The following is a 23,585-nucleotide window of genomic DNA, read 5'->3' as shown; positions in this document are numbered from 1 at the left end:
AGCGGCCAAGGGTGTTACGCTCCCTCCGCTCCACTTCCTTTGCCTCGCGCGAAAACAAAGGCCATAACCGTCTGTGCCCAGCCGCCATGGCCCGGTCGTGGCGGCACGATATCGGTGGATTGCACGTCACCTCCAGCACGGGTGGGAGCGCCGCATGGTTCGGCTGCATGGCATGGGAATTCGCGAACGGCTGCTGCTCGCCTTCGGGGCGGTGGCGGCCTTGGCGTTCATTGCCGCGCTGACCGCGTGGCTGGGCTTTGGCGCGGTGGAGGATGCCGAAACCCTGATGATCGGCAGCGCCGTCCCGGCTATGGCGACGGCGCATCAGGTGTCCGAGGTCAGCGCGCGGGTGGCCTCCGATCTCATCGTCCTCGGGCGCGCGACCACCGTGCGCGAGGTCGAGGAGCGATCCCGGCTGCTGAGCACGGGAGGCCGGACCCTGGCGGCTCTCGTGGATGACCTGCAGGCGCAGGGCGCGGCCCCGGCGACCATGGCCGAACTGCGAACCATCGTGAACCGGCTGTCATCCAACGTCGATCGGCAGAAGGACCTGCTGCTGACGCAGGTCGACCTCGAACAGCGGTTCGCCGACGCCACCGGGCAGGTGCTGAAAGCCACCGACCATATCGTCGATCTGTCGCGCACGCTGGTGGAGAACGCCGACACCCGCGCCATCGCCGCCATCGCCCAGATCTACCGCTTGATCGAGCGGCCGGAAGGCTCCGCTCAGGCGATGGACGTGCTCGACCAGCTGGTCGAGGAGGACCTGGACCAATTGCAGCGGATGACGGAGCTGCGCCTGCTCAGCAGCATCCTCGGTCAGCAGATCGGACGGCTGGCGCGACTCACCAGCCAGCAGGAGATCGAGGACCTGCGGGCGGGGTACCGACGATCGTGGACGATCATCGAGCGTCGCCTCCGCTTCGCCGACGATCCCGAGCGGCGGGCCGCGGCGGCGGCACATCTGGCGGTGCTGCAGCCGCACGCCGACGATGGCACGCCCGGCAACATCTTCAGGCTCCGCCTCGACATCCTCGCGCTCGCCGAGACGATGGAGCGGCTGGCGGCGGACAGCCGCAGCGACATCGACGCGCTGTCGGACCTCGTCGGGCAGGTGACCGCCCACTCCAACGCGCTCATCGCCGACGCCAACGCCAGCATGGTACGGACGATGTCCGGAGCCCGTGCGACGCTGCTGGGTCTGGCGCTCGTATCCCTGCTCGTGTCGGCGGCCATTGTCGTCTTCTACGTGCAAGGCAACCTGCTGCGGCGGATGACCGGGCTGCACCACGCCATGGATCGCCTCGCCGAGGGCGATCTCAACGCCGCGATCGGCATCCAGGGCAGCGACGAGTTGGCCAGCATGGCACGGTCGCTGGAGGTGTTCCGGCAGACCGCCATCAGCCGCCGGCAGTTGGAGATCCAACAGGTTCTGGCCAACGAGAAACTTCGCCACTACCAGACCGACCTAGAGCATCTGGTTTCGGAGCGCACGGCGATGCTCCGCGACGCCAACGCCCGCCTCGCCGACGAAGCGGAACGGGCGGAAGCGGCCAACCGGGCCAAGTCCGTTTTCCTCGCCACCATGAGCCATGAGATTCGCACGCCGATGAACGGCGTGCTCGGCATCGCGACGCTGCTGTGCGGCACGGAGCTGAACGCGGAGCAGCGCCGCTACCTCGCTACCATCGTCGACTCCGGGCAGATGTTGCTGCGCATCCTCAACGACGTGCTGGATTACTCGAAGATCGAGGCCGGGCGGCTCGAGTTCGAGTCCGTGGATTTCTCCCTCGAAGCGGTGATCGAGCGGTTGAGGGACCTGTTCTCGCCGGAGGCCGAGGCCAAGGGTCTGTTGCTCGGCTTCGAGATCGACCCGGACCTGCCGCCGTGGTTCCGCGGTGACCCTGGGCGGATCCAGCAGATCCTGGCCAACCTCATCGGTAACGCCATCAAGTTCACCGAGGAAGGGGAAATCTACGTTTCCGTCGAGGGCGAGGGGCCGGTCCGCGCGGCCGACGGCGAGCCGGTCTGGACCCTGCGCTTCGAGGTCGCCGACAGCGGCATCGGCATCGCCGCAGACAAGCTTCCGGGCCTGTTCGACGCCTTTACACAGGCGGAGAACTCCACCTCGCGCCGGTACGGCGGGACGGGGCTCGGACTCGCCATCTGCGAACGCCTCGTCCACGGCATGAATGGGACGATCGGCGCCGACAGCGCGCCGCAGCGCGGGAGCGCCTTCCACTTCACCCTGCCGCTGCCGGCCGGGCGGGAGCCACAAGCGCCGGACCTGCTGGATGGCGAGGGCGACCCGCTGCCCGCGATGACCGTGTTGCTGGTCGAGGACACCGAAGTCAATCGTCTGGTGGCACGCACCCTCCTGGAGCGCATGGGCCACACCGTCGTCGAAGCGGTGAACGGCCGGGAGGCGCTAGCTGCGGTCGACCGGAGCGGTCCCGACCGCGTGCTGCCCGACTTGGTGCTGATGGACATCAGCATGCCGGTCATGGACGGTTTCGCCGCCACCCGTGCGATCCGGGCGCATCCGGCCCCCCGCGTCGCCCGGCTGCCGATCATCGCGCTGACGGCGCACGTCATCGAACGCGATGTCGGCCGTTACGCCGAAGCCGGGATGGACGGGCTGGTCGGCAAGCCGGTGGACCCGGTCCATCTGCTCGCGGCGATGCGCGCGGTGTTGGCCGGGCACAAGGCGTTCCATGCGTCCGACGCGGCGTTCGCCTTGGACCTGCCCGCCTTCGACGCCCATGTGCTCGCCACCGACCGCGCCCGGCTGGGCGACGGCACCGTGTCGGCGTTGCTCGCGACCTTCGAACGGGAAAGCGGCCGGCTGGCCGGCCTTCTGGAGCGCGCCGCCGCGGTGGGGAACTGGACGGCGGTCGGCGACGCGGCGCACGCGCTCAAAAGTGCGTGCGCGCAGGTTGGGCTGATGGCGGCCAGCGCACAGGCCCGCCGCATTGAGACGCTGTGCCGGTCCGGCACGCCGCCGTCCGAGACCGACCTCGCGGACCTCCGCAAGGCGCTCGACGCCGGGCGGGCGCTGCTCGACGGGGAGCGCCGGCGGCTCAGCCGCCCGGCGTGACCTCGGCGGTGAAGACATAGCCCTCGCCGTGGGCCGTCACGATGATCGTCGGGCTGCGCGGATCGGGTTCGAGCTTGCGCCGCAGGCGGCCGACGAGGACGTCGATCGACCGGTCGTTGGGCGCCCAGATCCGGTGGTTGATCTGGTCCATGAGATGGTCGCGACTGAGCACAACCCCCGGCCGACTGACCAGCGCCGACAACAGCTCATACTCGGCGCGCGTCAGCTTGATCAGGTCCCCGGTGGGCGCTTCCAGGCGCCGCCGTTCGGGGGCGAAGCTCCACCCCTCGAAACGGATCGCTGACGCCTCGCCGGCCGGGCGCGTCACGCCGGTGGTCCGGCGCAGAAGATTGCGCACTCGCACCAGCAGCTCGCGCATGCTGTAGGGCTTGGTGATGTAGTCGTCAGCGCCGATCTCCAGGCCGACGATGCGGTCCACCTCGTCGGCCCGCCCGGTCACCAGGATGATGCCGATGTCCGACCTCGCACGCAGTTCGCGCGCCAGCGTCAATCCGCTCTCGCCCGGCAGGTTGATGTCGAGGAGCACAAGATCGACGGCGTAGTCGCGCATGAGCTTGCCCATGGCGTTGCCGTCCTCCGCGGTGAGGACCTCGAACCCTTCGGCCGCCAGATAGGCGGCCAGCTTCTCGCGCGAGACGGCCTCGTCCTCGACGACCAGCAGGCGGACGGGATGACCCGGTGGCTTCATGGCGGCGTCACACTTCAAAGGTGTCTGTTTGGTTGAAGGTGCCTGTTTGAGGCGCGGTCATCGGCCATCCCGTCCGCGGCACCCGGCACCGGCACGCCGAAGGTCGGCTTGAATTCGGGCGGCGACAGGGAGGCGCCAAGGTCGATGCCGTCGACGGAGTCCTGGGTGACCAGGATCACCTCGGGGCCGACATGTTTGGGCACCGGGAGTCCCTCCAGCACGCGCACCGCCTGGTCGATGGAGATGCGCCCCTGCAGGAGCGGCTGGTCGGTCGGCGCCGCGAGGATGTGCCCGCGCTTGATGCCCCGATAGACCCCGTGGGTGAAATAGTCGGCCACGACATGGATCCGGCCCTGGAGACCGCGCGCCCGCAGTGCTCCCACCGCCGCCTCGGCGGCGACGCCGGCACCGACGATGTAGTCGATCGAGGGATCCTCCTCCAGGACATCCTCGATCAGCGACAGTTGCACCAGCTTGCCGGTGTCGCCGTAACGCACTGCGGCGATCTCCACCGCCGCGTCGCTGAGCGCATCGGTGAAGCCACGCATCTTGCCGGCGGAACCGCCGTCGACCGGCGGGCCTGGGAACAGGGCCGCCCGAACCATGGGCGAGCCCTTCGGGTGACGCTCGGCCAGGAAGCGGCCGGTCAGGTAACCCATGCGGTACCAATCCACCCCGGCCATCGCGTCGACGCCCTCCGGCCGCACCCTGTTCACGGTCGCCAGAACCGGAATGCGACGCCCGACCTCGACGATGGCCGGCGTATGCAGGTCGGCGCTGACCGAACCCAGGATGATCGCATCGGCCCGCCCGTCGGCGCACTGCTTCAACTGCTCACGCTGGCCCTCGGCGTGGTCGTAGCCGCCGGCCTCCTTCACGGTCAGCGCAACGCCGAGCCGGCGCGCCTGCTCGATCATCCCAGCGTTCACGCTGAGCCAATAGGAGTCCTTGAGGTGCGGATAGAGCGCGCACAGCCGCCAGGGGCGCGCCGCCGTGTCGAGCGGCTGGTGGTCCAGCCGGCGGGACGGCGAACTGTAGTCGAGCATGCGCTCCCACGCCTCCAGGCGCCAGGTTTCCGCAACCGCGTTGGGCGCGCTGGACAGCCCGAGGACAAGCGCGGCGGCAAGCGGCACCCACGCCCGGCGCTTGTTACATCCGCTTACAATTTCTTTCGCCCTGTTCATACCTGGCCGGAATCTCGTTCGCATCGCCGCCGTATCCTGATTGGGAAACGGGGCCTCGGCAAGACGCTTGGTCCCAGACGCAGATCCGTTCGACCGCGCTCCGGCGCGCCGACCCTCATCGCGAGGCCCCTCATGAACCTGTCCCGGCGCTTCTTCCTCTCGCTGTCGTCCGGCGTCGCCGCCGGCGCGCTGATCCCCGGGGGCGTTGCCTCCGCAGCGAAGGCCGTCGCCGGCAGCGTTCCGACGACGATCCCGCACGCGAGCCATTACGGCCCCTTCCACGCCGTCGTCCAGAACGGCCGGCTGACCGCCGTGCGCCCGCTCGCCGAGAAGTACGACGCGATGCCGACGCCGATGCTCACCGAAGGCATCATCGAGCGCACCTACGACAAGACGCGCGTCCTCTACCCGATGGTGCGCAAGTCCTACCTGGAGGGCATCGAGACCGGCACCGGCACCAAGCCGGAGCTGCGGGGCAAGGAGCCCTTCGTCCGCGTGTCCTGGGACGTGGCGCTGGGCCTCACCTCCAAGGCGATCCTCGACACCATCGACCAGTACGGCAACGAGGGGATCTTCAGCTCGTCCTACGGCGGCTGGTCGCACTCCGGCATCTTCCGGCCGAACGCGCTGCAGGGGCGCTTCTTCAACATCATCGGCGGCTGCTCGATGACGACCGGCGACTATTCGGCCGGCGCCTCGCAGATCCTGCTGCCCTTCGTCATCGGCGACATGGAGGTCTACTCGGCGCAGACCTCGTGGGAGCAGATCCGCGACAACACCGAGGTGTTCGTCTTCGTCGGCTGTGATCCGTTCAAGAACAACCGCATCGAGTACACGGTGGCCGACCACCAGATGTACCCGCGCTGGATGGAGATCAAGAAGGCCGGCGTCAAGTTCATCTCCATCAACCCGCAGGTCACGCCGACGGACGAGGCGCTGGGGTCCGAGTGGGTGAAGATCATCCCGAACACGGACACGGCCCTGTTCCTGGCCATGAGCTACCATGTCTACAAGACCGGGAAGCACGACAAGGAGTTCCTGAAGACCCACACGGTGGGCGCGGACCGGTTCATCGAGCATCTGGAGGGCAAGGGGCCGGACGGGGTCGCCAAGACGCCGGAATGGGCCGCCAAGATCACCGGCATGCCGGCCGAGAAGATCCGCGAACTGGCCGAACTCATGGCCGCCAAGCGCACGGAGATCGCCGGCGCCTGGGCGCTGCAGCGCGCCCACCACGGCGAGATGACCCACTGGGCGATCATCAACTTCGCCTGCATGACGGGCAAGATCGGCCTGCCGGGACAGGGCGTCGGCTTCAGCTGGCACTACGGCAGCGGCGGCATGCCGCAGTCCGGCGCAGCGATGCCCGCCGGTCTGGGCCAGGGCCGCAACCCGATCAAGAAAATCTGTCCGGCCTCTCGCATCAGCGAGATGCTGCTCAATCCCGGCAAGGAATTCACCTACAACGGCAGCACCTACACCTATCCGGCCAAGATCGACCTGGTCTACAACGCCGGCAACAACTTCATGTCGCACCAGCAGGACACCAACGAGCTGATCCGCGCCCTGCAGACGGTGAAGACGGTCGTCGTCCAGGATCCGTGGTGGTGCGCCTCCTCGCGCTGGGCGGACATCGTCCTGCCGGCCACCACCCCGGTCGAGCGCGACGACGTCTCCTCCGCCGGCACCTACAGCAACGACAAGATCCTCGCCATGAAGAAGGTGATCGAGCCGCTGGGCGAGAGCCTGGACGATTTCGAGATCTTCCGGCGCCTGGCGGAGCTCTTCGGCGTCGAGCAGGCCTTCACCGAGGGCCAGACCCCGCTGGAGATCATCCAGGCGGCCTACGAGAAGAGCGCGGCCCCCATCCCCTTCGACGAGTTCTGGGAGAAGGGCATCGCCGAGGTTCCGGTGCCGCAGGAGGCGCACAAGTGGGTCCGGCACGGCGACTTCCGCAACGATCCCGTCAAGAACCCGCTGCACACCAAGTCCGGCAAGGTCGAGATGTACTGCGAGGCGGTGGCCGCGTTCAAGCTGCCGGACTGCCCGCCGATGCCGACCTACATGGAGCCCGCGGAGTTCCTCGGCAACGCCAAGCCGGGGCAGGTGCATGTGGTCAGCCCGCACCCCTTCATGCGGCTGCACTCGCAGATGGCCAACGCGGAGAGCTTGCGCAAAGGCTACGCGGTCGCCGGCCGGGAGCCGCTGCTGATCTCGGTCGAGGATGCCAAGGAGCAGGGGATCGTGTCGGGCGACGTGGTCGAACTGCACAACGAGCGCGGGTCGGTTCTGGCCGGCGCCGTCGTCTCCGACAAGATCATGAAGGGCGTGGTGAGCATCCAGGAGGGCGTCTGGCCCCAGCTGGATTCGAAGGGGCGCTGCAACAGCGGACTGGTCAACTTCATCACCAGCTCCCGGCCTTCGAGCGGCCTGAACCAGGCGACAACGGCCAACACCTGCGTGGCCTTCCTGCGCAAGTGCACGGATCCGGAGACGCCGAACCAGGCCTACGAGCCGCCGCCGGTCCTTCAGCGCGAGGTGGCGCTGAAGGAGGAGTTCTACGGCTTCGACCGTGCGTACGGGCTGGCCGAAAAGGCGACCGCGAACATGGAGCCGGGCGAGAAGCTCTTCTACCAGAGCTGCACAGTCTGCCACGGCCCGCGCGATCCGGCCCAGTTCACCCAGCAGCAATGGCAGGGCATCACCCAGAGCATGTTCCCGCGCGCCGGCCTGGACGACGATCAACAGAAAATCGTCATGGAGTTCCTGCTGAAAAACGCCAAGGACGCCGCGCAGTGATCCGTGGCCCAGCGCTTCGCCCGCATCTGGCGAAGCGCTGGGCGCCCCGCCATCGGTTGGGCTTCGCTGGAAATAGGAGGTGCAGGCAAGTCAGCAGGAGCAAACCGCCCTGCTTGCCGTGCTGATCGGTGGGATGGACCGCGACCTTGAGCAGACTGCCCTCGGTGTCGGCCAGGATCTGGCGCTTGCGCCCCTTGACCTTCTTGCCACCGACGTAGCCGCGCGGCCGGCCGGTTTGCGTCGTCTTGGCCGATTGACTGTCAACGACTGCCGCCGACGGCTGTCGGTCGCGACCCTTGCTCACGCGGTAGCGCTTGCCCAATACCGCGTTGCTCCGCTCCCACTTGCCGGTGCGGCACCAATCGCCGAAATGATCGTAGACCACGCGCCATGGCGGCAGGTCGTGCCGCATCATCCGCCACGCAATCCCGCCGCGAAGAACGTAAAAGCAGCCGTCCAGAACCCGGCGCAGGTCGTGGACCGGCTTCTTCCCTCGTCTTTCGTTCTTGAAGAAGAGGGACGCAATGGCCTCCCATTCATCGCTGAACCGCGGTTCAGATCATGTTGCGACGCATAGTGCAGGAGCTTCTCTGGAGTAACGCCCCGACAAGGCCTCCCGGAGCCGGCACACACGAAGCGATTCCGCAAGACGGGGCAGTCGTTGCAGGCCTTCAGCAGAGTCGGCAACCGAACCGGTCAAAGAACGGCGAGTTCGTGGAACCAGCGCTTGAACACATTGGTGGAATCGGGAACCGGCTGGCGCAGGCGTTGCCCGGTGTCTCTGGCATTGCTGGGCGTCATACCGAACGCCGACCTGAATGCACGGCTGAAGGCAGCTTCTGAGCGGAACCCCCAGCGATGGGCGATGTCGGCGATCCGCTGTGAACGATGCGCCGCCATCAGGTCGGCCAGGCTGCGGTCCAGACGCCTCCGCAGGATATGGGCGGCCACCCCGCCCAGCGGTTCGAACAAGCGGTACAGGGTGGGGCGGGAGAGGCCGAACGCTTCGGCGATCTGGGGCGCTCCGAACCCCGGGTCGCCGAGATGTGCGTCAATGTAGCGTTTGATCTCCGCCATGCGGGACGCCTGCATCTCAGGCCGGACGAGGTCGAGCGCATTGACGGTCGGTCCCAGGCAACCGGCGATGAAGCTGGCCGCACCCTTGGTCACGGTCATGGCCTCGCGCGAAGACAGCTGGCCTGCCACCCGATAGAGGGCTTGGATGTGAGCGGACAGCAGGGAGCCGATCGAGCTCCCACTGCGCAGCACCAGCCCATGAAGCTCATCCGGCGCAGTCACCAGCGGAGCCAGCATCTCCCGCGGCAAGCAGAGAGTCAGGGTGTCAACGTTGTAATCCACCGTGTGGACCGTCTGCGCCAGATCCAGGATGCAGACGTCGCCGGATCGCACGTCGACCTCGCGCCGCCCCATCGTCCCGCAGGACCCACCCTTCACCTGCAGCTGGATCAGATAATGGTCGATGCCGCTGCGGGTGATCACCTGGGGCGTACGGTGGAATGTCTGTGTCACCGTTGTGCAGCGGCCGAGCAGCACACCGCCCAGATGGTAAGTCTGTAGGCTGCCGCGAAAGCTGTCGAGATCGTCCTTCGACAGGCTTATGTCGAAGATCGGCGACATTTGGTCCCGCCACCGCCCGAATCCCTCCTCCGCCGGCATAGCCAAGCTGTCGAAGCGAAGAACAGGAGCCGTCACAACGGGTTCCGTCACATGGGCCGCATCGGACATTGGTCGCACTCGAACAATTCCCCTCCGAAAGGGGATGCATCCGCATATGCCCTCTGTCAAGCATCAACGGGGCGAGCATCCACGAGCGCCACCTCCCCTCTCCTCACCGCCGTTATTTTCCGGGGGCGCCGCCGGCCGCGTAGGCGTTGCGCAATCCCTTGGCCGACAGCGGCAGAGTCACCGCCTTTCCCGATCCGTCCGAGAAGCCGAGGCTGATCGGCTGCGTGGCGTTCGCCAGTGCGTCGAGGTTCTGCTTGGGCAGTTCCGCTTCGGCGAGGCAGGATTGCAGGCAACGCCGGAAGGTGAGCGATGCCACCTGCTTGTCGCCGACGCGGATGGCGACGCCGGGCGGCAGCAACACGCCGACCGGCAGTTCGGCCAGGATCTTGTCCCCGGCAGCCCCGGTCGGCCGGCCGATCACGACCTGCGCGACGATCCGGCCGTCCGGCCCGGCGATCGTCTGCACGGTTTCGCACAGCTTCGTTTCCTTGGTGCCGTCGCGCTCGGTCTCGCAACGCACCAGCCAGTCGTCGTAATTGGCGGTCGTCCGGTTCGGTGCCGGAACGGAAGCCGGCTGCTGCGCTGCTGCGCCGCCGACAGACAGAAGGATCACGAGCGGCAAGACGGCGCCCGGGAAAACAGTGCCCCGGAAAACGATGCTTCGATGGGTCATGGTCACGATGCTCGATCGTCCTTTCAAGACGGTATGGATGGTGGAGGGTCAATAGGTGGCGAAGACGCGGAACGTCAGGTCGAAAGGCCCGGCCTGCCGCTTGCCTTCGTCGGCCAGCGCGACCGCGGCGGTCAGGCTCGTCGTCACATGGTCCACAACGCGGTAGTCGACGCCGAGACCGGTCCCCGCCAGGAACAGGTCGCGGCGCGCGCCGATGTCCTTTCCGACCGCGCCGTCGACGAAGGCGAAGGGCTGGAGGATGTCGCCCCGGACCAGCGGAACGCCGGGCAGGCGCAGCTCGTTGCGCAGAATGACGCCGCGGTCGGCCGCCCCGTTCCCCAGGTCGTAGCCACGCACGGCATAGAGCCCGCCCAGCGCGATCTGTTCGGTGTCGGGCAGCGCCTGCCCGGCGTACTGCACCGTCAATTCGTGGGTCAGGCTGATCCCGCCACCGAGGTCGGTGCTTCGGTTCGCGACACCGGTCACATAGGCATATCGCGCCTTCCGGACCCGGCCGTTCGAAAAGGCGGTCCAGCCCGCATCGTCGTTGTTGGCCATCACGCCGCCTGGATTGATCTTGCCGATCAGGCTCAGCCCCGTCGCTCCCAGCCGGTCGCTCCAACTCCGGTCCCAGCCGAGGCCGATCTGGACGACGTCCGCGCGCGCCCGGCCAAGACCGGCGCCGTCGAAGAAGGTCCGACGGTCGAGCGTCTTGGCCTCGACCCCGGCCAGGACGTCACCGAAATGGACACCGGGCAGCAGGCTTGACAGCGCGGCGCGGTAATAGACCGGCAGCTCGAAGAAATTGTTGTCGGAGGTGAAGGAGCCGTTCCTCTGGCGCGTCGCCACGAAGTTCGGGCTGATCTCGATCGCCTGGCGGGCTGCGGTGGGCAGGACGAAGCGCGCCGAATGGCTGAGATAGCGGGCACGCTCGCCGTCGCCTGGGAACAGGCGCCCGGCACCAGCGAACAGGTCGCGCGAACCGGTGGTCTGCCACGATCCATAGGCGTCGCCCAATTGGGGGAGAGCGAAGCCGGCACCTAGGAAGAAGCGGTTGCGGTCGGTTTCCCGCGTGCCGGTGTTCGCATAGCCGGCGAAGACCTGCCACGGCTTCTGCGGCACCAGCTCCAGCGTCAGGTCGGAACGGCCGAGTCCGTCGCCGGGGGAAAAGATGCCCTGGACGCGGCGGTAGGGGTAGCGGTTCAGCCAGCGCAGATCCTCATCGATCCGAGCTACCTCGATCCGCTCCCCCTCCGCACCGCGGATGCCGGCGGCGATGGTGGCGCCGCGCCCGCTTCGCTGGCCATCCGCCTCTCCCTGAAGCGAGATTTTCCCCAGGGCGAATTCGATCACCCGCAGGGTCAGGGTGCCGGCGGTGACCTCCTGCGGCGGAATGCTGACCGACACGAAGGGATAGCCGGCATCGCGGTAGACCCCGGCGATGGCGGCCTGCGCATCGGCAATCAGCGCCATGGACAGCGGCTGCCCGATGAAACCGGAGAGCGCGGTGCGCAGTTCGTCCCGCAGCGCCTGGTCCGTTTCGGCACCGCCAATACCGATCCGGCCGGTAACGATCTGACCGGTGCCGACGGCCGCCCTGCCGGCCGACGGGACGGCGGCGTCGCGGCCGATCAATCTGATTGCGCTCAACTGGACGCCCAGCGGGGTCCGGTCCGCCGCGGCACCGTTGCCGGGGTCGATCGAGAGGGTATTGGACGGTTCGGCCTGCCGGGGCGGCGGGTTGCGTTCGACCGGCAGGGACTGCGCCAGCGCTCCCCCACCCGTCAGGGCAAGGGTGCCCAGCGCCAGGGCGCCGAAGGACAAATGGAAGAAGGTCGCAGGCATCAGGGGGATTTCACGCTCAGGAAGGTTCCGATAAAGCGGTTGGCGGGATGCGGAAGCGAGGCGCAGCCTTCGCCGGCCGCCGCACCGCAGACGTCCTGCTCCCCGTCCTTGCCGTTGCCGTTGGTTTCCGGGCCGCTGACCTCTGATGCGGCTGCCGGCGAAGCGGAATCCGACGATCCACCCGCTTCGGCCGGGCGGCCGAGGGTTGCGATGCCCGGTCCCGACAGAGTGGCCGGTTCGATCAGGCGCGCCGGCAGGATGGCGGCCAGACCGGACGGCTGCGGCGATACCGTCAGCAGCCCCGGCGTGAAGCGCAGGTCGTAATTGTCCCCGGCGGTCAGGCCGCCCCGGGTGATGGCATAGGCTCCGGCCGGCGACGCCGCCGTCGCCAGGGTTTCCGGCAGGCCGTCGATCCGGTCGCCGTCCAGCGGCCCGGGGCCGACCACCCGGTAAGTCAGGGTCGGGTTGGGAGCGCCGGACAGCCGGGCGGCATCGTCCGCCACGAGCGTCAGCGGCCTCCGGCCGATCGTCAGCCTGCCATCGGCATGGCGGATCACATAGTTGCCGCTGGCCGCCCCCGATAGCGTCCCACCGGCCGCCGTGATGCGATAGCCGGCCCCGGCTGGCGACCGCGAGCGGGCGTCGGTGGACAGGGTGACGCCCGACAGCAGGGCATCGGTCTGGCTGTTCTTCCAACCCGTCACCGAATATCCCAGCGCAGGCACGGCGTCGCCATAAACCATCGAGCCGTCGGAGGCCGTGACCATCAGCAGGGCCGGTGTGACCGAGAAGGCGCCGCCGGCATGGCTGAGCCTGTAGTTGCCGGTCGCCGCGCCCGACAGCGTGCCGCCCGCCGCGGTGGTGCGGTAGCCGGTGCCGACATTCGAGAGTGAGGTTGCGTCGGTGGAAACCGCGACGCCCGACAGCAGCCCGTCGCTCTGGCCGTTCTTCCAGCCGGACACGCTGTAGCCGAGCGCCGGCACGGCATCGCCATAGACCATGCTGCCGTCCGCCGCGGTCACCGTCAGCGTGGCGGGCGTCACCGAGAAAGCCCCGTCCACACGGGCAAACATATAGTTGCCGGTGGCGGCACCGGAGAGCGTCCCGCCCGCCGTCATCGTGCGGTAGGAGGTGCCGACGTTCGACTGAGACGTCGCGTTCGTGGAAACCGTGACGCCGGACAGAAGTCCATCGGTCTGGCCGTTCTTCCAGCCCGCCACCGAATAGCCGGTCAGCACCGGCACGGCGTCGCCATAGATCATGGTTCCGTCGGCCGCGGTCACAGTCAGCGTGGCCGGCGTCACCGAATAGCTGCCGTCCACATGGCGAAGCGTATAGTTGCCGACGGCGTCCCCCGACAACGTGCCGCCCGTCGTGGCGATCCGGTAGTCGCCGACATTCGATTGCACTGTGACGTCGGTCGAGACGCCGATCCCCGACAGCAGACTGTCGGTCTGACCGTTCTTCCAGCCCGCCACGCTGTAATCCAGCCCCGGCACCGCGTCGCCATAGACCATCTTGCGGCTGCCGGCCGTCACCGTCAGGGTGGCGGGCGTCACCGAGAAGCTGCCGCCGACATGGTTCAGCGTGTAGTTGCCGACGGCCGCCCCCGACAGCGTGCCGCCCGCCGTCACGGTGCGGTAGGAGTTCCCGACATTCGACAGGGAGGTGGCGTCGGTGGAAGCGGTCACGTCGGACAACAGCCCGTCACCCTGGCCGTTCTTCCAACCGGACAGGCTGTAGCCCAGCACCGGCACGGAATCGCCATACACCATCGTGCTGTTGGCCGCCGTCACCGTCAGCGTGGCGGGCGTCACCGAGAAGCCACCGTCGATACGGTTGAAGCTGTAATTGCCGGAGGCGGCACCCGACAGCATTCCGCCCGTCGTCATCGTGCGGTAGGAGGTGCCGACGTTCGACTGCGATGTGGCGTCGGTCGAGACGGTCACGCCCGACAGCAGCGCGTCGGTCTGATCGTTCTTCCAGCCCGTCACGCTATAGCCGGTCAGCGTCGGCACGGCGTCGCCATAGATCATCGTGCCGTCCGACGCCGTCAGCGTCAGCGTGGCAGGCGTCACCGAAAAGGCACCGTCCACACGGTTGAAGCTGTAGTTGCCGGATGCGGCACCCGACAGCGTGCCACCCGCCGTCATGGTCCGGTAGGAGGTGCCGACATTCGAGACGGAGGTGGCGTCGGTCGAGACGGTCACGCCCGATAGCAGCGCGTCGGTCTGGCCGTTCTTCCAGCCCGTCACGCTGTAGTCGGTCAGCGTCGGCACGGCGTCGCCATAGACCATGGTTCCGTCGGCCGCCGTCACCGTCAGCGTGGCCGGCGTCACCGAGAAGGCGCCGTCCGCACGGGCAATCGTATAGTTGCCGGTGGCAGCACCGGAGAGCGTCCCGCCCGCCGTCATCGTGCGATAGGCGGTCCCGACGTTCGACTGAGACGTTGCGTCCGTGGAAACCGTGACGCCCGACAGCAGCCCGTCACTCTGTCCATTCTTCCAGCCCGCCACCGAATAGCCCGTCAGCGCCGGCACGGCGTCGCCATAGATCATCGTGCCGTCCGACGCCGTAAGCGTCAGGGTGGCCGGCGTCACCGAGAAGGCGCCGCCCACATGGCTGAGCGTGTAGTTGCCGGCGGCGGCACCCGACAGCGTGCCACCCGTCGCCGTGGTGTGGTAGGAACTGCCGACGTTCGAGGCGGAGGTGGCATCGGTGGAGACGGTCACGCCCGTCAGAAGGGCGTCGGTCTGGCCGTTCTTCCAGCCGGACAGGTTGTAACCCAGCGTCGGCACGGCGTCGCCGTAGACCATCGTGCTGTCCGATGCCGTCACCGTCAGGGTGGCCGGCGTCACCGAGAAGCCGCCATCCACTCGGGCAAACGTGTAGTTGCCGGTGGCAGCACCGGAGAGCGCCCCGCCCGCCGTCATCGTCCGATAGGTGGTGCCGACGTTCGAGACGGAGGTGGCGTCGGTCGAAACCGTGACGCCCGACAAAAGCCCATCGCTCTGGCCGTTCTTCCAGCCCGTCACGCTGTAGCCGGTCAGCGCCGGCACGGTGTCGCCATAGACCATCGTGCCGCCGGATGCCGTCACCGTCAGCGTGGCGGGCGTCACCGAGAAGCCACCGTCGACACGGTTGAAGCTGTAATTGCCGGCGGCGGCACCCGACAGCGTGCCGCCCGCCGTCATCGTGCGATAGGAGGTGCCGACATTCGAGGCGGAGGTGGCGTCGGTCGAGACGGTCACGCCCGACAGCAGCGCGTCGGTCTGGCCGTATTTCCAGCCCGTCACCGCATACCCCGTCAGCGCCGGCACGGTATCGCCATAGACCATCGTGCCGCCCGCTGCCGTCAGCGTCAGAGTGGCGGGCGTCACCACGGCGCCGACGTTCACCACGCGGGCGGCACCGCCCAGGCCAAAGCTGCCGGTCACCCCCGATGCGTCCACGAGGTTCAGATAGGTCCCGACATTGGCGCCGGCCGCCAGGGTGCTGGTTGCCCCGCCGCTGATCCTGTTCCAGGCCGACCCGCCCAGCACGGCGATGGGCACACTCGCCGGATCGTCGCCATAGACGGTGTTGTGGACGATGCCGACCACGCCGGACACGCCGAACAGCAACGGCGCGGCGGTGCCGTCGGCCGGCGCCCAGGCCAGGGCGTCGAGGCCGGTGAAGCTGTTCGCGTCGCGCATCTGCGTGCCGGTCAGCCCGGTCATGCCGGTGGGGGTTCCGGCACCCGCGCCGCCCGCCCGGCCGCTGGCCTCGGTGTTCCAATAGGACAGCGTGACGGTGCCGTCATTGCGTCCGGCCAGTCCGCCGAGTGCGGCGCCCTGCCCGGCCACGGCGCCGGTGGCGTAGGATTGGGCGATGCTGCCGTCCGTCCCGTTGGTCCCGGCCAGCCCGCCGACCCGGTCGCCCTGTCCGTTGACTGCGCCGGTGGCGTAGGTCTGCAGGATGGTGCCGTCGTTGACGCCGGCCAGCCCGCCGACGCTGTCGCCCTGTCCGGCCACGGTGCCGGCGGCATAGGATCGGCGGATGGTGCCGCTGTTGCTGCCCGCCAGCCCGCCGGTGCCGGCCCCCTGTCCGGTCACGCCGGCCCTGGAAAAGGACTGGTGGATGGTGCCGCCGTTGCTCCCGGCGATGGCGCCGACCCGGTTCCCGCCGGTGATGGCACCGGTCGCGTCGAGGCCGACGTTGCCCACCGTGCCGCCCGTGCCGATCTTGCCGAACAGGCCGACATCGTCGCTCGCCGGCCGGTTGATGGTCAGCCCGCGGATCAGATGGCCGCGCCCGTCAAAGCTGCCGGTGAAGCCGGCCCCGGCACCCGCCAGCGGGGTGAAGCCGCCCGCTCCCCAGATGCCGGCCGCATCGAGGCCTGACGTCGCCCGCGCGTCGATGTCGGCATCGAGCCGGTAGGACCCCGTCGGGTTCGCATCGATCAGCTGAAGCTGGTGGAGGTTGGTTATGGCGGCGATGCCGTCGCTTTCCGCCTTCGCCGCCTCCCACCGCCCGATGGGCCGCATGTCCCCGGACTGGTACCAGTCCTTGGCGAAATCCCAGCCGACATAGGAGGACGCCTGTCGCGCCTCGGCGGTGGTCAGGCCGGTCAGTCCGGCCAGGGTGGCGTTGCCGATGCCGTTCTGCTGACCGCTGGTGTCCTTATCCCAATATGAATTGGTGATGATGCCTTGATAATGCCGGCCGATGAACCCACCGACGTTGCTGGCTCCCGTCACACTGCCGGACGCATAGGACTGGTCGATCTGTGCATAACTGTCTCCGACAAGCCCCCCGCCCGATTCCTCCGTCGCCGTGACGGACGCGACCGCGTAGGATTGTTTGATCCGGTCCAAGGTGGACTGCGACTCACCGACAAGCCCGCCAACGAACCATCCGCCGGAAACAGATCCGGTAAAGTATGAATTTTCGACAGCACCCCCGTTAAGGAACCCAACAAGCCCTCCGACGGAGTTAGAGGAACCTCCGGTGATGCTCCCGTCGATAAGGCCGATATTTTTAATGCTGGGAACTCTAGTCCCTGATCCGCCCACGACCCCAAAGAAGCCCACGTTCATGGTGCTTGGGCGATTGATGTAAAGGCCTTTGATCACATGGCCGTTGCCGTCGAAATTGCCTTGAAACTTGGTGTCCACGACTCTCCCGATCGGGAGGAACCCGCGCTCGCCCCAGATTCCTGCAGGGTTGCTGCCCGCGGTCTCGGACGCATCGATGTCCGTGGCCAGCCGATAGTCTCCCCTGTAACTCTCGGTCAAGCCATCGCTCGCATTTATAAGAACGAGCTGATGCAGATTGCTGACGACCCTGTAACCGTCCGCTCCCTTCCTGGCTGCTTCCCACATCCCGATGGGCCGGAAGTCCGGACCTCGGTCGAATATATTCAAGTACCATTTGTAAGCGGGGACGTTGAAATACTGTCCGCTTTTTACTGAGAGGGAATCACGGATCTGGTTGGAGGTCAGGCCTCTCATTCCGGTGGCCGCACCGCTGCCGACTCCATTTCCGAGACCGGTGGTCTGCGTGTCCCAAAAGGACCATTCGACCGTGCCGCCATTGGCACCGATAAGGCCCCCGGCATCCTGCCCCGTCACGGTGCCGGTGGCGTAGCTCTCGGTCACCGCGCCGCCGTTGTCGCCGATCAGGCCGCCGACCGACCTCGTTCCCGTCACGCTGCCCAGGGCGTAGGCTAAGTCTACGGACCCTGCGGTCATGCGGCCGACCAAGCCACCCACCTGATCGCCCCCCGCCGTCACGGAGCCGCTGGCATAGGTTTGCAGGATCGTCCCGCTGCTGCTGCCGACCAGCCCGCCGACCGCACCGCCCTGTGCCGTCACCGCCCCGGTGGCGAAGGACTGGCCCACGGTCCCGGCGTTGCTGCCGACGAGCCCGCCTACCTCACTGCCCCGCCCGGTCACCGTGCCGGTTGCCGACGCCCAGTTCACCGTCCCGGCATTGCTGCCGACCAATGCCCCGACCCGGTTCGCCCCCAAAACGCTGCCGCCGACCATGCGGACATCCCGCACTGCGCCGCCCATGCCGACGACGCCGAACAGGCCGACGTCGTCGCTGCCGGTCCGGTTGATGGTCAGCCCGTTGACGGCATGGTCCCGCCCGTCGAACAGGCCGGTGAAGGGTGTGGCGGCGCTGCCCAGCGGGGCGAAGCCGGCGCCGCTGTTCCAGCCGGCGGTGGCGTGCGCGTCGATGTCGCGGCCCAGCGCGTAGGCGCCGGCCAGATTGCTGCCGATGGCCTGCAGATTCTCCGCCGTGTTCACCAGCATGTAGCCGGTCACCACCGTGCCTGCCCCGGCGATGCCGGAATAATCGGTCGGCGCGGTATAGGCGGTAGGGTTGTAGAGGATGGACGCTCCGCCGGAGGCCGTGACGGTGGCTCCCGCGCCGAACCGCACGCTTCCCGTCCCGATGCCGCCGTAATCCGACCACAGCGTCACCTTCGCCCCGCTCACGGCGGCGTTCACCGCAACGTCGCGCCTCGCCAGCAGCGAAACATCGGACCAGTTTTCGCCAGTGATGGCCGCGTTCACCGCGATGTCGCGGCCGGCCATCAGCGTGATCATGCCCTGGGTGCCCTGGACGGTAAGGGCAGCGTTCACGTTGACGTCCCGGTACGCCGACAGGGTGAGCATCGTCGACGCGTTCCAGGTGAGCGGTGCCGCCACCGTGATGTCGCCGGCCTGGGTGCCATCATCCCCCGTCGTCACGGCGACATTGGCCCAATTCAGTGCCGACTTCAGCGTGTCCACGTTCAGAATGCTGTCGTTGCCGCTGGCGCTGAAGCCGGACATCCCGCTGTCGGCGGCATTGGAGATGGTCAGGTTGTAGGGGTCGAGCAGCAGCGTGCCGAATCCCGCCGTCCCGCGCAGGTCCGCCGTGCCGGTGAAGGCCAGACGCGCCTTGCCCGACACCTCCGCGTCGCCGCCCTTTCCGGCCCCCCGCGCCGAAACCGCCCCGGCGAAGGCGGTGTCGCCGTCGGACCACAGCACGACCCGGCCGCCATCCCCCCGCGTGCCGTCGGCGTCGATCCGCGCGCCCGCCTCCACCGTCAGCGTCCGCGCCGTCGCCACCGGTTCGGCGAGGTAGCGCGTCGCCGTGTTCCGTCCGCCCTGGAAGTCGCCGCCGACCAGCAGCGTGCCGCCCGACGCGCCGGACACGTCCAACGCCGCCGTCCCGGACAGCACCACCGTCCCGCCGGTCGCTACGAGCGTCCCGCCATTTCCGGTCGTTCCCGAGGCGTCGAGCCTGCCGGAAACCGTCACCGATCCGCCGGATACGCGGATGTCGCCGCCTGCCCGCTCCGGCTGCCGCGACCGGCGCGGTGGATGCTTGGCCGCCGATTCCTTGTGCCCGGCTTCCTTGCGGGCAACCCCCTGTTTCGGAACCTCCTCCGCGATCCGGCGCTGTGCCACCACCGGGCTCTCGACGGTCACGCTACCGCCGTCGCCGGCCGTCAGGAAGACACGTCCGTCCCGCTTGGCAACGCCCGTCGCCTTGACGACGCCGCCGGTGTTGCCGGCCAGGGCGTAGACGGAGCCGCCATTGGCCCGCATCTCGGCGTTGGCCGCCGCCAGCGTGCCGGCATTGACCGCCTCGGTGTCGGACCCGCCGACCTTGACCGCAAAGCGCCCCTCGGCGTCGGCCGTCTCCTTCGCCAGCACCTCGTAGCCGGCCAGCAGCGCCGCCGTTCCCTTCGGTGCCGAGATCTTGCCCTCGTTGCGCACGGAGCGGGCGATCAGTGCCACGTCACCGCCACGGGACTTGATGGTCCCCATATTGACCACGGCGGCCTTCGAGTCCCCGGCGAAGGTCAGGTCGCGCTGGGCGGCGAAGGCGGCGTCGGAAACGTCGTGGGTCGAGGCGTAGAAGCCGCCGCCGGTATCGACACGCCCCTCCTTGCCGACCACGATGCCGGCGCGGTTGACCAGATAGACCGATCCTGTGGCGGTCAGCGAACCGTCGATTCGGGACGGCAGGCTGCCGGTGACGCGGTTGAGGGTGGCGCCGGCGCCGTTCTCGACATGAACCGACTTGCCGCTGCCGATGGAAAAGCCCTGCCATTCGACGATGCCGGTGCGCGACCCCTGTTCGATCCGCAGGCCGCCGGGCTGCTCGACGATGCGCCCGGCCCCGGCGGTGAAGCGCCCGTTGGTCGGCAGCGCCTCCTCGGCCGTCGCGGAGTGCAGGGGCGTGAGCGCCGTGCAACTCATCAAGGCGATCAGCAGGCCGCTCCGGCCTATGAGCCGTCCGGTGGAACGCAGCCGCCTGTCGGTCGAATGTCGCATGCCTCTGACGCCAGCCTCTGTCAGGTGGGCGGCGAAGGGGGCGCGTCCGATGCACGCGGCGTCGAGGCAGCCACGTCCCGGCGACCCATCGGCCCACGGTAGTTTTTTCAGTCGAGGCCGAAATTTACCTAATCGCCCATGGTTATACGCGTCGATCCGTCCCAAAGATTTGACATTGCGTCTCAATACGAGAATTTGGACCGACGGCGGGGGGCCGGGCTGTGCCGCGATCTTGCAGGCGATCACGGACGCCTGCTATCGACCCCGGTGTCGGACGCGCGGCGAGGCTTCGGAACAATGAGGCAAGGCATCACGATGGGCCCCCGTGAGGCGGCAGCGGAACGTCCGTCGATCCCGACGCTGTCGTTCGATCCGGAGGAGTTCTCGGGCCGGGCCGGCTTCACCCGGTGGCGTGACCTCCTGTCGATCCTCTTCGAAGCGGAACCGGCCGGGGCGGCGGACGAGACAGGCCTCGCCGGGTCGGCGACGGCCTTCCATCTCGGGAGCCTTCTCATGCTGCGGATCGGCGGGCCGGCGATGGCCCTACGCCGCACCAACGCCACCATCGCCCGAGGAGCCTTGGACCATTGCTTGGTCAAGCTCTATCTCGAGGGCGACTGCACCCTCTCGAAGGGTGGGAACACGGGCACCATGCGCACCGGCGACATCGGGTTCCTGAATCTGGGCTGCCCCGTCGCCGTCGAAACCTCCGCGTTCCAACTGCTGGCCCTGGTGATCCCCTGGGACGGGCTGGCCCCCCTGGTCAAGGCGCCGGAAGCCCTGCATGGGCTGGTGCTGTCGGCGGACTCGGCGGTCGGAATGCTCCTGAACGACCATCTGCGCGCCCTCGATGCGCAGCTTCCCGAACTGGACGCCGCCGCGGCGAGGGCGGTCGCCGATGGAATCGCCGGACTGATCGCCGCGTGCGTCGGATCGGCGATCGACGCCCGCAGTCCGGCCGATGAACCGCGGGGGGCACTGCTCGACCGCATCAAGGAGTTCATCGAGATGAGGCTCGAAGCTCCCGAGCTAGGGACCGCCCTCATCTGCGACAGCTTCGGCCTTTCGCGCTCGGCTCTCTATCGACTGTTCGAACCGCTGGGCGGGGTGGCGAAGCATGTGCGGGACCGACGGCTGGCGCGGGCACTGGATGATCTGGTAATCCCCCGGCGGGACCGCCCGCGGATCGTCGACATCGCCTATCATTGGGGCTTCGGCTCCGAAGCCTCGTTCGGTCGGGCCTTCCGGTCCAACTACGGCATGTCGCCCGGGGAAGCTCGGGAAACGGCCCAGAACATGCGAAGGACCGCCCGGAAGGACGCCGCGGCGATAGAACGCGTCCTTCATCGCTGGATGCGTTCGCTGACCCCGCAGGCGTCACAAGGCGGAGCGATCCGGCGGAGTTGACCGTCTCGTCAGCTTGGCTGACGGCAAGCGGGGCAACTTCCATGACATGCCCCCCGGACCATTCCGGAGCAGGATCGCCAAACAACTTCAATCGTCGGGCGGACTGCCAATGACCCGGTGCCCGGCCAAATCACCATACTACTCAAGTCGCTCAGCGACACGATAGCGCCCCAGAACGGGAACCCTATTCGATGCCGATGCACAACCATGCAGTCGCGGTCGATTCACAGTTCCATCGAGCAACCGCTCAGCAAACTCTATAACATAAACGCATACGAAGCCGACAGCAGCACATTTGATTTTATGTCGACCGCTGAATATCGTTTGCATCCATTTCCCATGGAACGAACGATGCCGACCACAACCGCAGCGGTCTCACGCTACTTCTCGGAGTTCCAGCTCAAGGACGCACCGAGCGAAGTGCGTCATGAGGCCAAGCGCATCCTTCTCGATACGTTGGGTTGTCTTGCCGGTGGGCGGTCCTGTGAGATCGCGCCGACGTCCGACAAGTTGGCGCTCCTGCTTGGTCAGCGTCTGGCGTCCGGGGGCAGCACGCTCATCGGGCAGGGCAACACCACGTTGATCTCCGCCGTTTACGGCAACGCCCGCATCGCCAACGCGCTGGATTTCGACGAAACCTTCCCGGTCGGCGTTCACTTCGGCGTGGCCGCGGTGGCGGTCGCTCTGGCGATGGCCGAGGAACGCGGCGCCTCGGGCGCCGATGTTCTGCGCGCCGTCATCGTGGGCTATGAACTGGGGGCGCGGATCGCGACTTACATCGGTCCGATGACCGAAGTGGTCGACGGTCAAGTCAAAGGCTTCTCAAAGGTTTGGGGCGTGGCGGCGCCCGTTGTGCTTGCCGCCATGGGGGCAGCCGCGGCCATCGCGCGGCTGGACGAACGCCAATTTGCCCAGGCGGTCGGACTGGCCGTCTCGAACAGCCCCCTGCCCGCGGGGGCGCTGTGGTCCAATGCGGTCGATCTGCCCAACTGCAAATATTGTGACGCCGGATGGTGCGCCGTCGCAGGCGTCTTCGCGGTGCTTTCGGTCGAGGCCGGTTCGACGGGCTTTACCGATGCGCTGGACGGACCTTACGGCCTCGCCCGGATGTGCGGGGTGCAGACCTTCGATGAGCGGAGCCTGACAGAGGGACTTGGGAAGACCTGGCTGATTGCAAACGTCACGTACAAGCCTTGGCCGACGTGTCGCTTCACTCACTATCCCCTGACGTCGCTCGATCGCATACTCCGGCGCGAGAACATCGCACCGGGCGAGATCGAGGAAGTCGTGATCGAGACCGGCCCGATGGCGGCTTCAGCCCGGTTCACCAAGCCTCTGCCGCGCACCTTTGCCAGCCGCAGCTTCAGCTATCCCCATATGGCCGCCATGCTCATTCGCGGCGTCGCGCCGGGGCCGAAATGGCTGGACGCCGAAAGCGTCACGGACCCCGACACGCTGAGCATCGCGGAAAAGGTCCGCGTCGTCGCGCATGAACGAGGCAACGACTTCGCCCGGACGATGGAAGCCAACCAGATCCGCACCATGCCCGGCGGCGTGCTTGTGCGGACGACGAGGGGTGATTTCCACGACGAGGACGATTTCGCCCTTGGCGACCCGTGGTCGGAACAGTCCCGGTTGAGCGATGCCGATTTGACCGAGAAGTTTCTCGGCATGTCGGGGAGCGGTGCGGGCGATCTCGTTGGCCGAATCTTCAGCATGGAGCGCGAACCCTCGGTCCACGCGCTGATGCAGAGGTTGAACGAATGCCTGGAGGGCGCCGTTTGACGCGCTGAACGGCCACTTGCTC

At 67.7% G+C, this 23,585-nt stretch carries 10 protein-coding genes and 1 pseudogene; 4 read left to right on the top strand and 7 right to left on the bottom strand.

Annotated features, from left to right (window positions below; translation table 11 throughout):
- The first annotated feature begins 154 nt into the window (after positions 1 to 154).
- Positions 155 to 3,097: a TMAO reductase system sensor histidine kinase/response regulator TorS gene (torS, locus tag DM194_RS18880; RefSeq protein ID WP_111069092.1), complete on the top strand. Its 2,943-nt coding sequence runs from the start codon at positions 155 to 157 to the stop codon at positions 3,095 to 3,097.
- On the opposite strand, the gene torR is transcribed toward torS, so the two are convergent.
- Both torR and torT read right to left on the bottom strand, forming a co-directional pair.
- A complete protein-coding gene (gene torR / locus DM194_RS18875) occupies positions 3,081 to 3,806 on the bottom strand; it encodes a two-component system response regulator TorR (RefSeq protein WP_111069091.1) in 726 nt (241 codons plus the stop codon). The two genes, torS and torR, sit on opposite strands and share 17 nt — an antisense overlap.
- A gap of 14 nt (positions 3,807 to 3,820) precedes the next feature.
- Entirely contained in the window at positions 3,821 to 4,939 is a 1,119-nt protein-coding gene (gene torT, locus DM194_RS18870) for a TMAO reductase system periplasmic protein TorT (protein WP_246024462.1), read from the bottom strand.
- Positions 4,940 to 5,122: 183 nt separating this feature from the next.
- On the opposite strand from torT, the gene DM194_RS18865 reads away from it, so the two are divergent.
- Positions 5,123 to 7,789 carry a molybdopterin-dependent oxidoreductase gene (locus tag DM194_RS18865; protein ID WP_111069089.1) on the top strand — a complete coding sequence of 889 codons (2,667 nt, stop codon included), beginning with the start codon at positions 5,123 to 5,125 and terminating at the stop codon, positions 7,787 to 7,789.
- A gap of 67 nt (positions 7,790 to 7,856) precedes the next feature.
- On the opposite strand, the pseudogene DM194_RS18860 reads toward DM194_RS18865, so the two are convergent.
- The 5 genes and pseudogenes from DM194_RS18860 to DM194_RS18840 all read right to left on the bottom strand — a co-directional run.
- Positions 7,857 to 8,330: pseudogene (locus DM194_RS18860) on the bottom strand (transposase); the annotation flags it as partial.
- A gap of 155 nt (positions 8,331 to 8,485) precedes the next feature.
- Positions 8,486 to 9,535 (bottom strand): helix-turn-helix domain-containing protein, encoded by a 1,050-nt coding sequence (locus DM194_RS18855; RefSeq protein WP_111069088.1) that lies wholly within the window; start codon positions 9,533 to 9,535, stop codon positions 8,486 to 8,488.
- Between the two features lie 112 nt (positions 9,536 to 9,647).
- Entirely contained in the window at positions 9,648 to 10,208 is a 561-nt protein-coding gene (locus tag DM194_RS18850) for an invasion associated locus B family protein (protein ID WP_111069087.1), read from the bottom strand.
- Positions 10,209 to 10,256: 48 nt separating this feature from the next.
- Positions 10,257 to 12,053 (bottom strand): ShlB/FhaC/HecB family hemolysin secretion/activation protein, encoded by a 1,797-nt coding sequence (locus tag DM194_RS18845; protein WP_111069086.1) that lies wholly within the window; start codon positions 12,051 to 12,053, stop codon positions 10,257 to 10,259.
- A complete protein-coding gene (locus tag DM194_RS18840; protein WP_246024461.1) occupies positions 12,053 to 20,371 on the bottom strand; it encodes an MBG domain-containing protein in 8,319 nt (2,772 codons plus the stop codon). Before DM194_RS18840 ends, DM194_RS18845 begins: the two co-directional genes overlap by 1 nt.
- Positions 20,372 to 20,668: 297 nt before the next feature.
- On the opposite strand from DM194_RS18840, the gene DM194_RS18835 reads away from it, so the two are divergent.
- Both DM194_RS18835 and DM194_RS18830 read left to right on the top strand, forming a co-directional pair.
- Complete coding sequence (locus DM194_RS18835) at positions 20,669 to 21,778, top strand: helix-turn-helix domain-containing protein (protein ID WP_162630117.1); 1,110 nt, start codon at positions 20,669 to 20,671, stop codon at positions 21,776 to 21,778.
- Positions 21,779 to 21,985: 207 nt separating this feature from the next.
- Positions 21,986 to 23,563: an MmgE/PrpD family protein gene (locus tag DM194_RS18830; RefSeq protein WP_111069084.1), complete on the top strand. Its 1,578-nt coding sequence runs from the start codon at positions 21,986 to 21,988 to the stop codon at positions 23,561 to 23,563.
- Positions 23,564 to 23,585: the final 22 nt, after the last annotated feature.

Source organism: Azospirillum ramasamyi (assembly GCF_003233655.1).
GTDB classification, from domain to species: Bacteria; Pseudomonadota; Alphaproteobacteria; order Azospirillales; family Azospirillaceae; genus Azospirillum; species Azospirillum ramasamyi.
This window is presented reverse-complemented; position numbering and strand designations above follow the sequence as displayed.

What these genes read in the sequence shown, in the direction of transcription:
- torS (WP_111069092.1), top strand. Translation starts at nt 155, where the DNA reads ATGGTTCGGCTGCATGGCATGGGAATTCGCGAACGGCTGCTGCTCGCC.
- torR (WP_111069091.1), bottom strand. Translation starts at nt 3,806, where the DNA reads ATGAAGCCACCGGGTCATCCCGTCCGCCTGCTGGTCGTCGAGGACGAG.
- DM194_RS18865 (WP_111069089.1), top strand. Translation starts at nt 5,123, where the DNA reads ATGAACCTGTCCCGGCGCTTCTTCCTCTCGCTGTCGTCCGGCGTCGCC.
- DM194_RS18855 (WP_111069088.1), bottom strand. Translation starts at nt 9,535, where the DNA reads ATGTCCGATGCGGCCCATGTGACGGAACCCGTTGTGACGGCTCCTGTT.
- DM194_RS18850 (WP_111069087.1), bottom strand. Translation starts at nt 10,208, where the DNA reads ATGACCCATCGAAGCATCGTTTTCCGGGGCACTGTTTTCCCGGGCGCC.
- DM194_RS18845 (WP_111069086.1), bottom strand. Translation starts at nt 12,053, where the DNA reads ATGCCTGCGACCTTCTTCCATTTGTCCTTCGGCGCCCTGGCGCTGGGC.
- DM194_RS18840 (WP_246024461.1), bottom strand. Translation starts at nt 20,371, where the DNA reads ATGCGACATTCGACCGACAGGCGGCTGCGTTCCACCGGACGGCTCATA.
- DM194_RS18835 (WP_162630117.1), top strand. Translation starts at nt 20,669, where the DNA reads ATGAGGCAAGGCATCACGATGGGCCCCCGTGAGGCGGCAGCGGAACGT.
- DM194_RS18830 (WP_111069084.1), top strand. Translation starts at nt 21,986, where the DNA reads ATGCAGTCGCGGTCGATTCACAGTTCCATCGAGCAACCGCTCAGCAAA.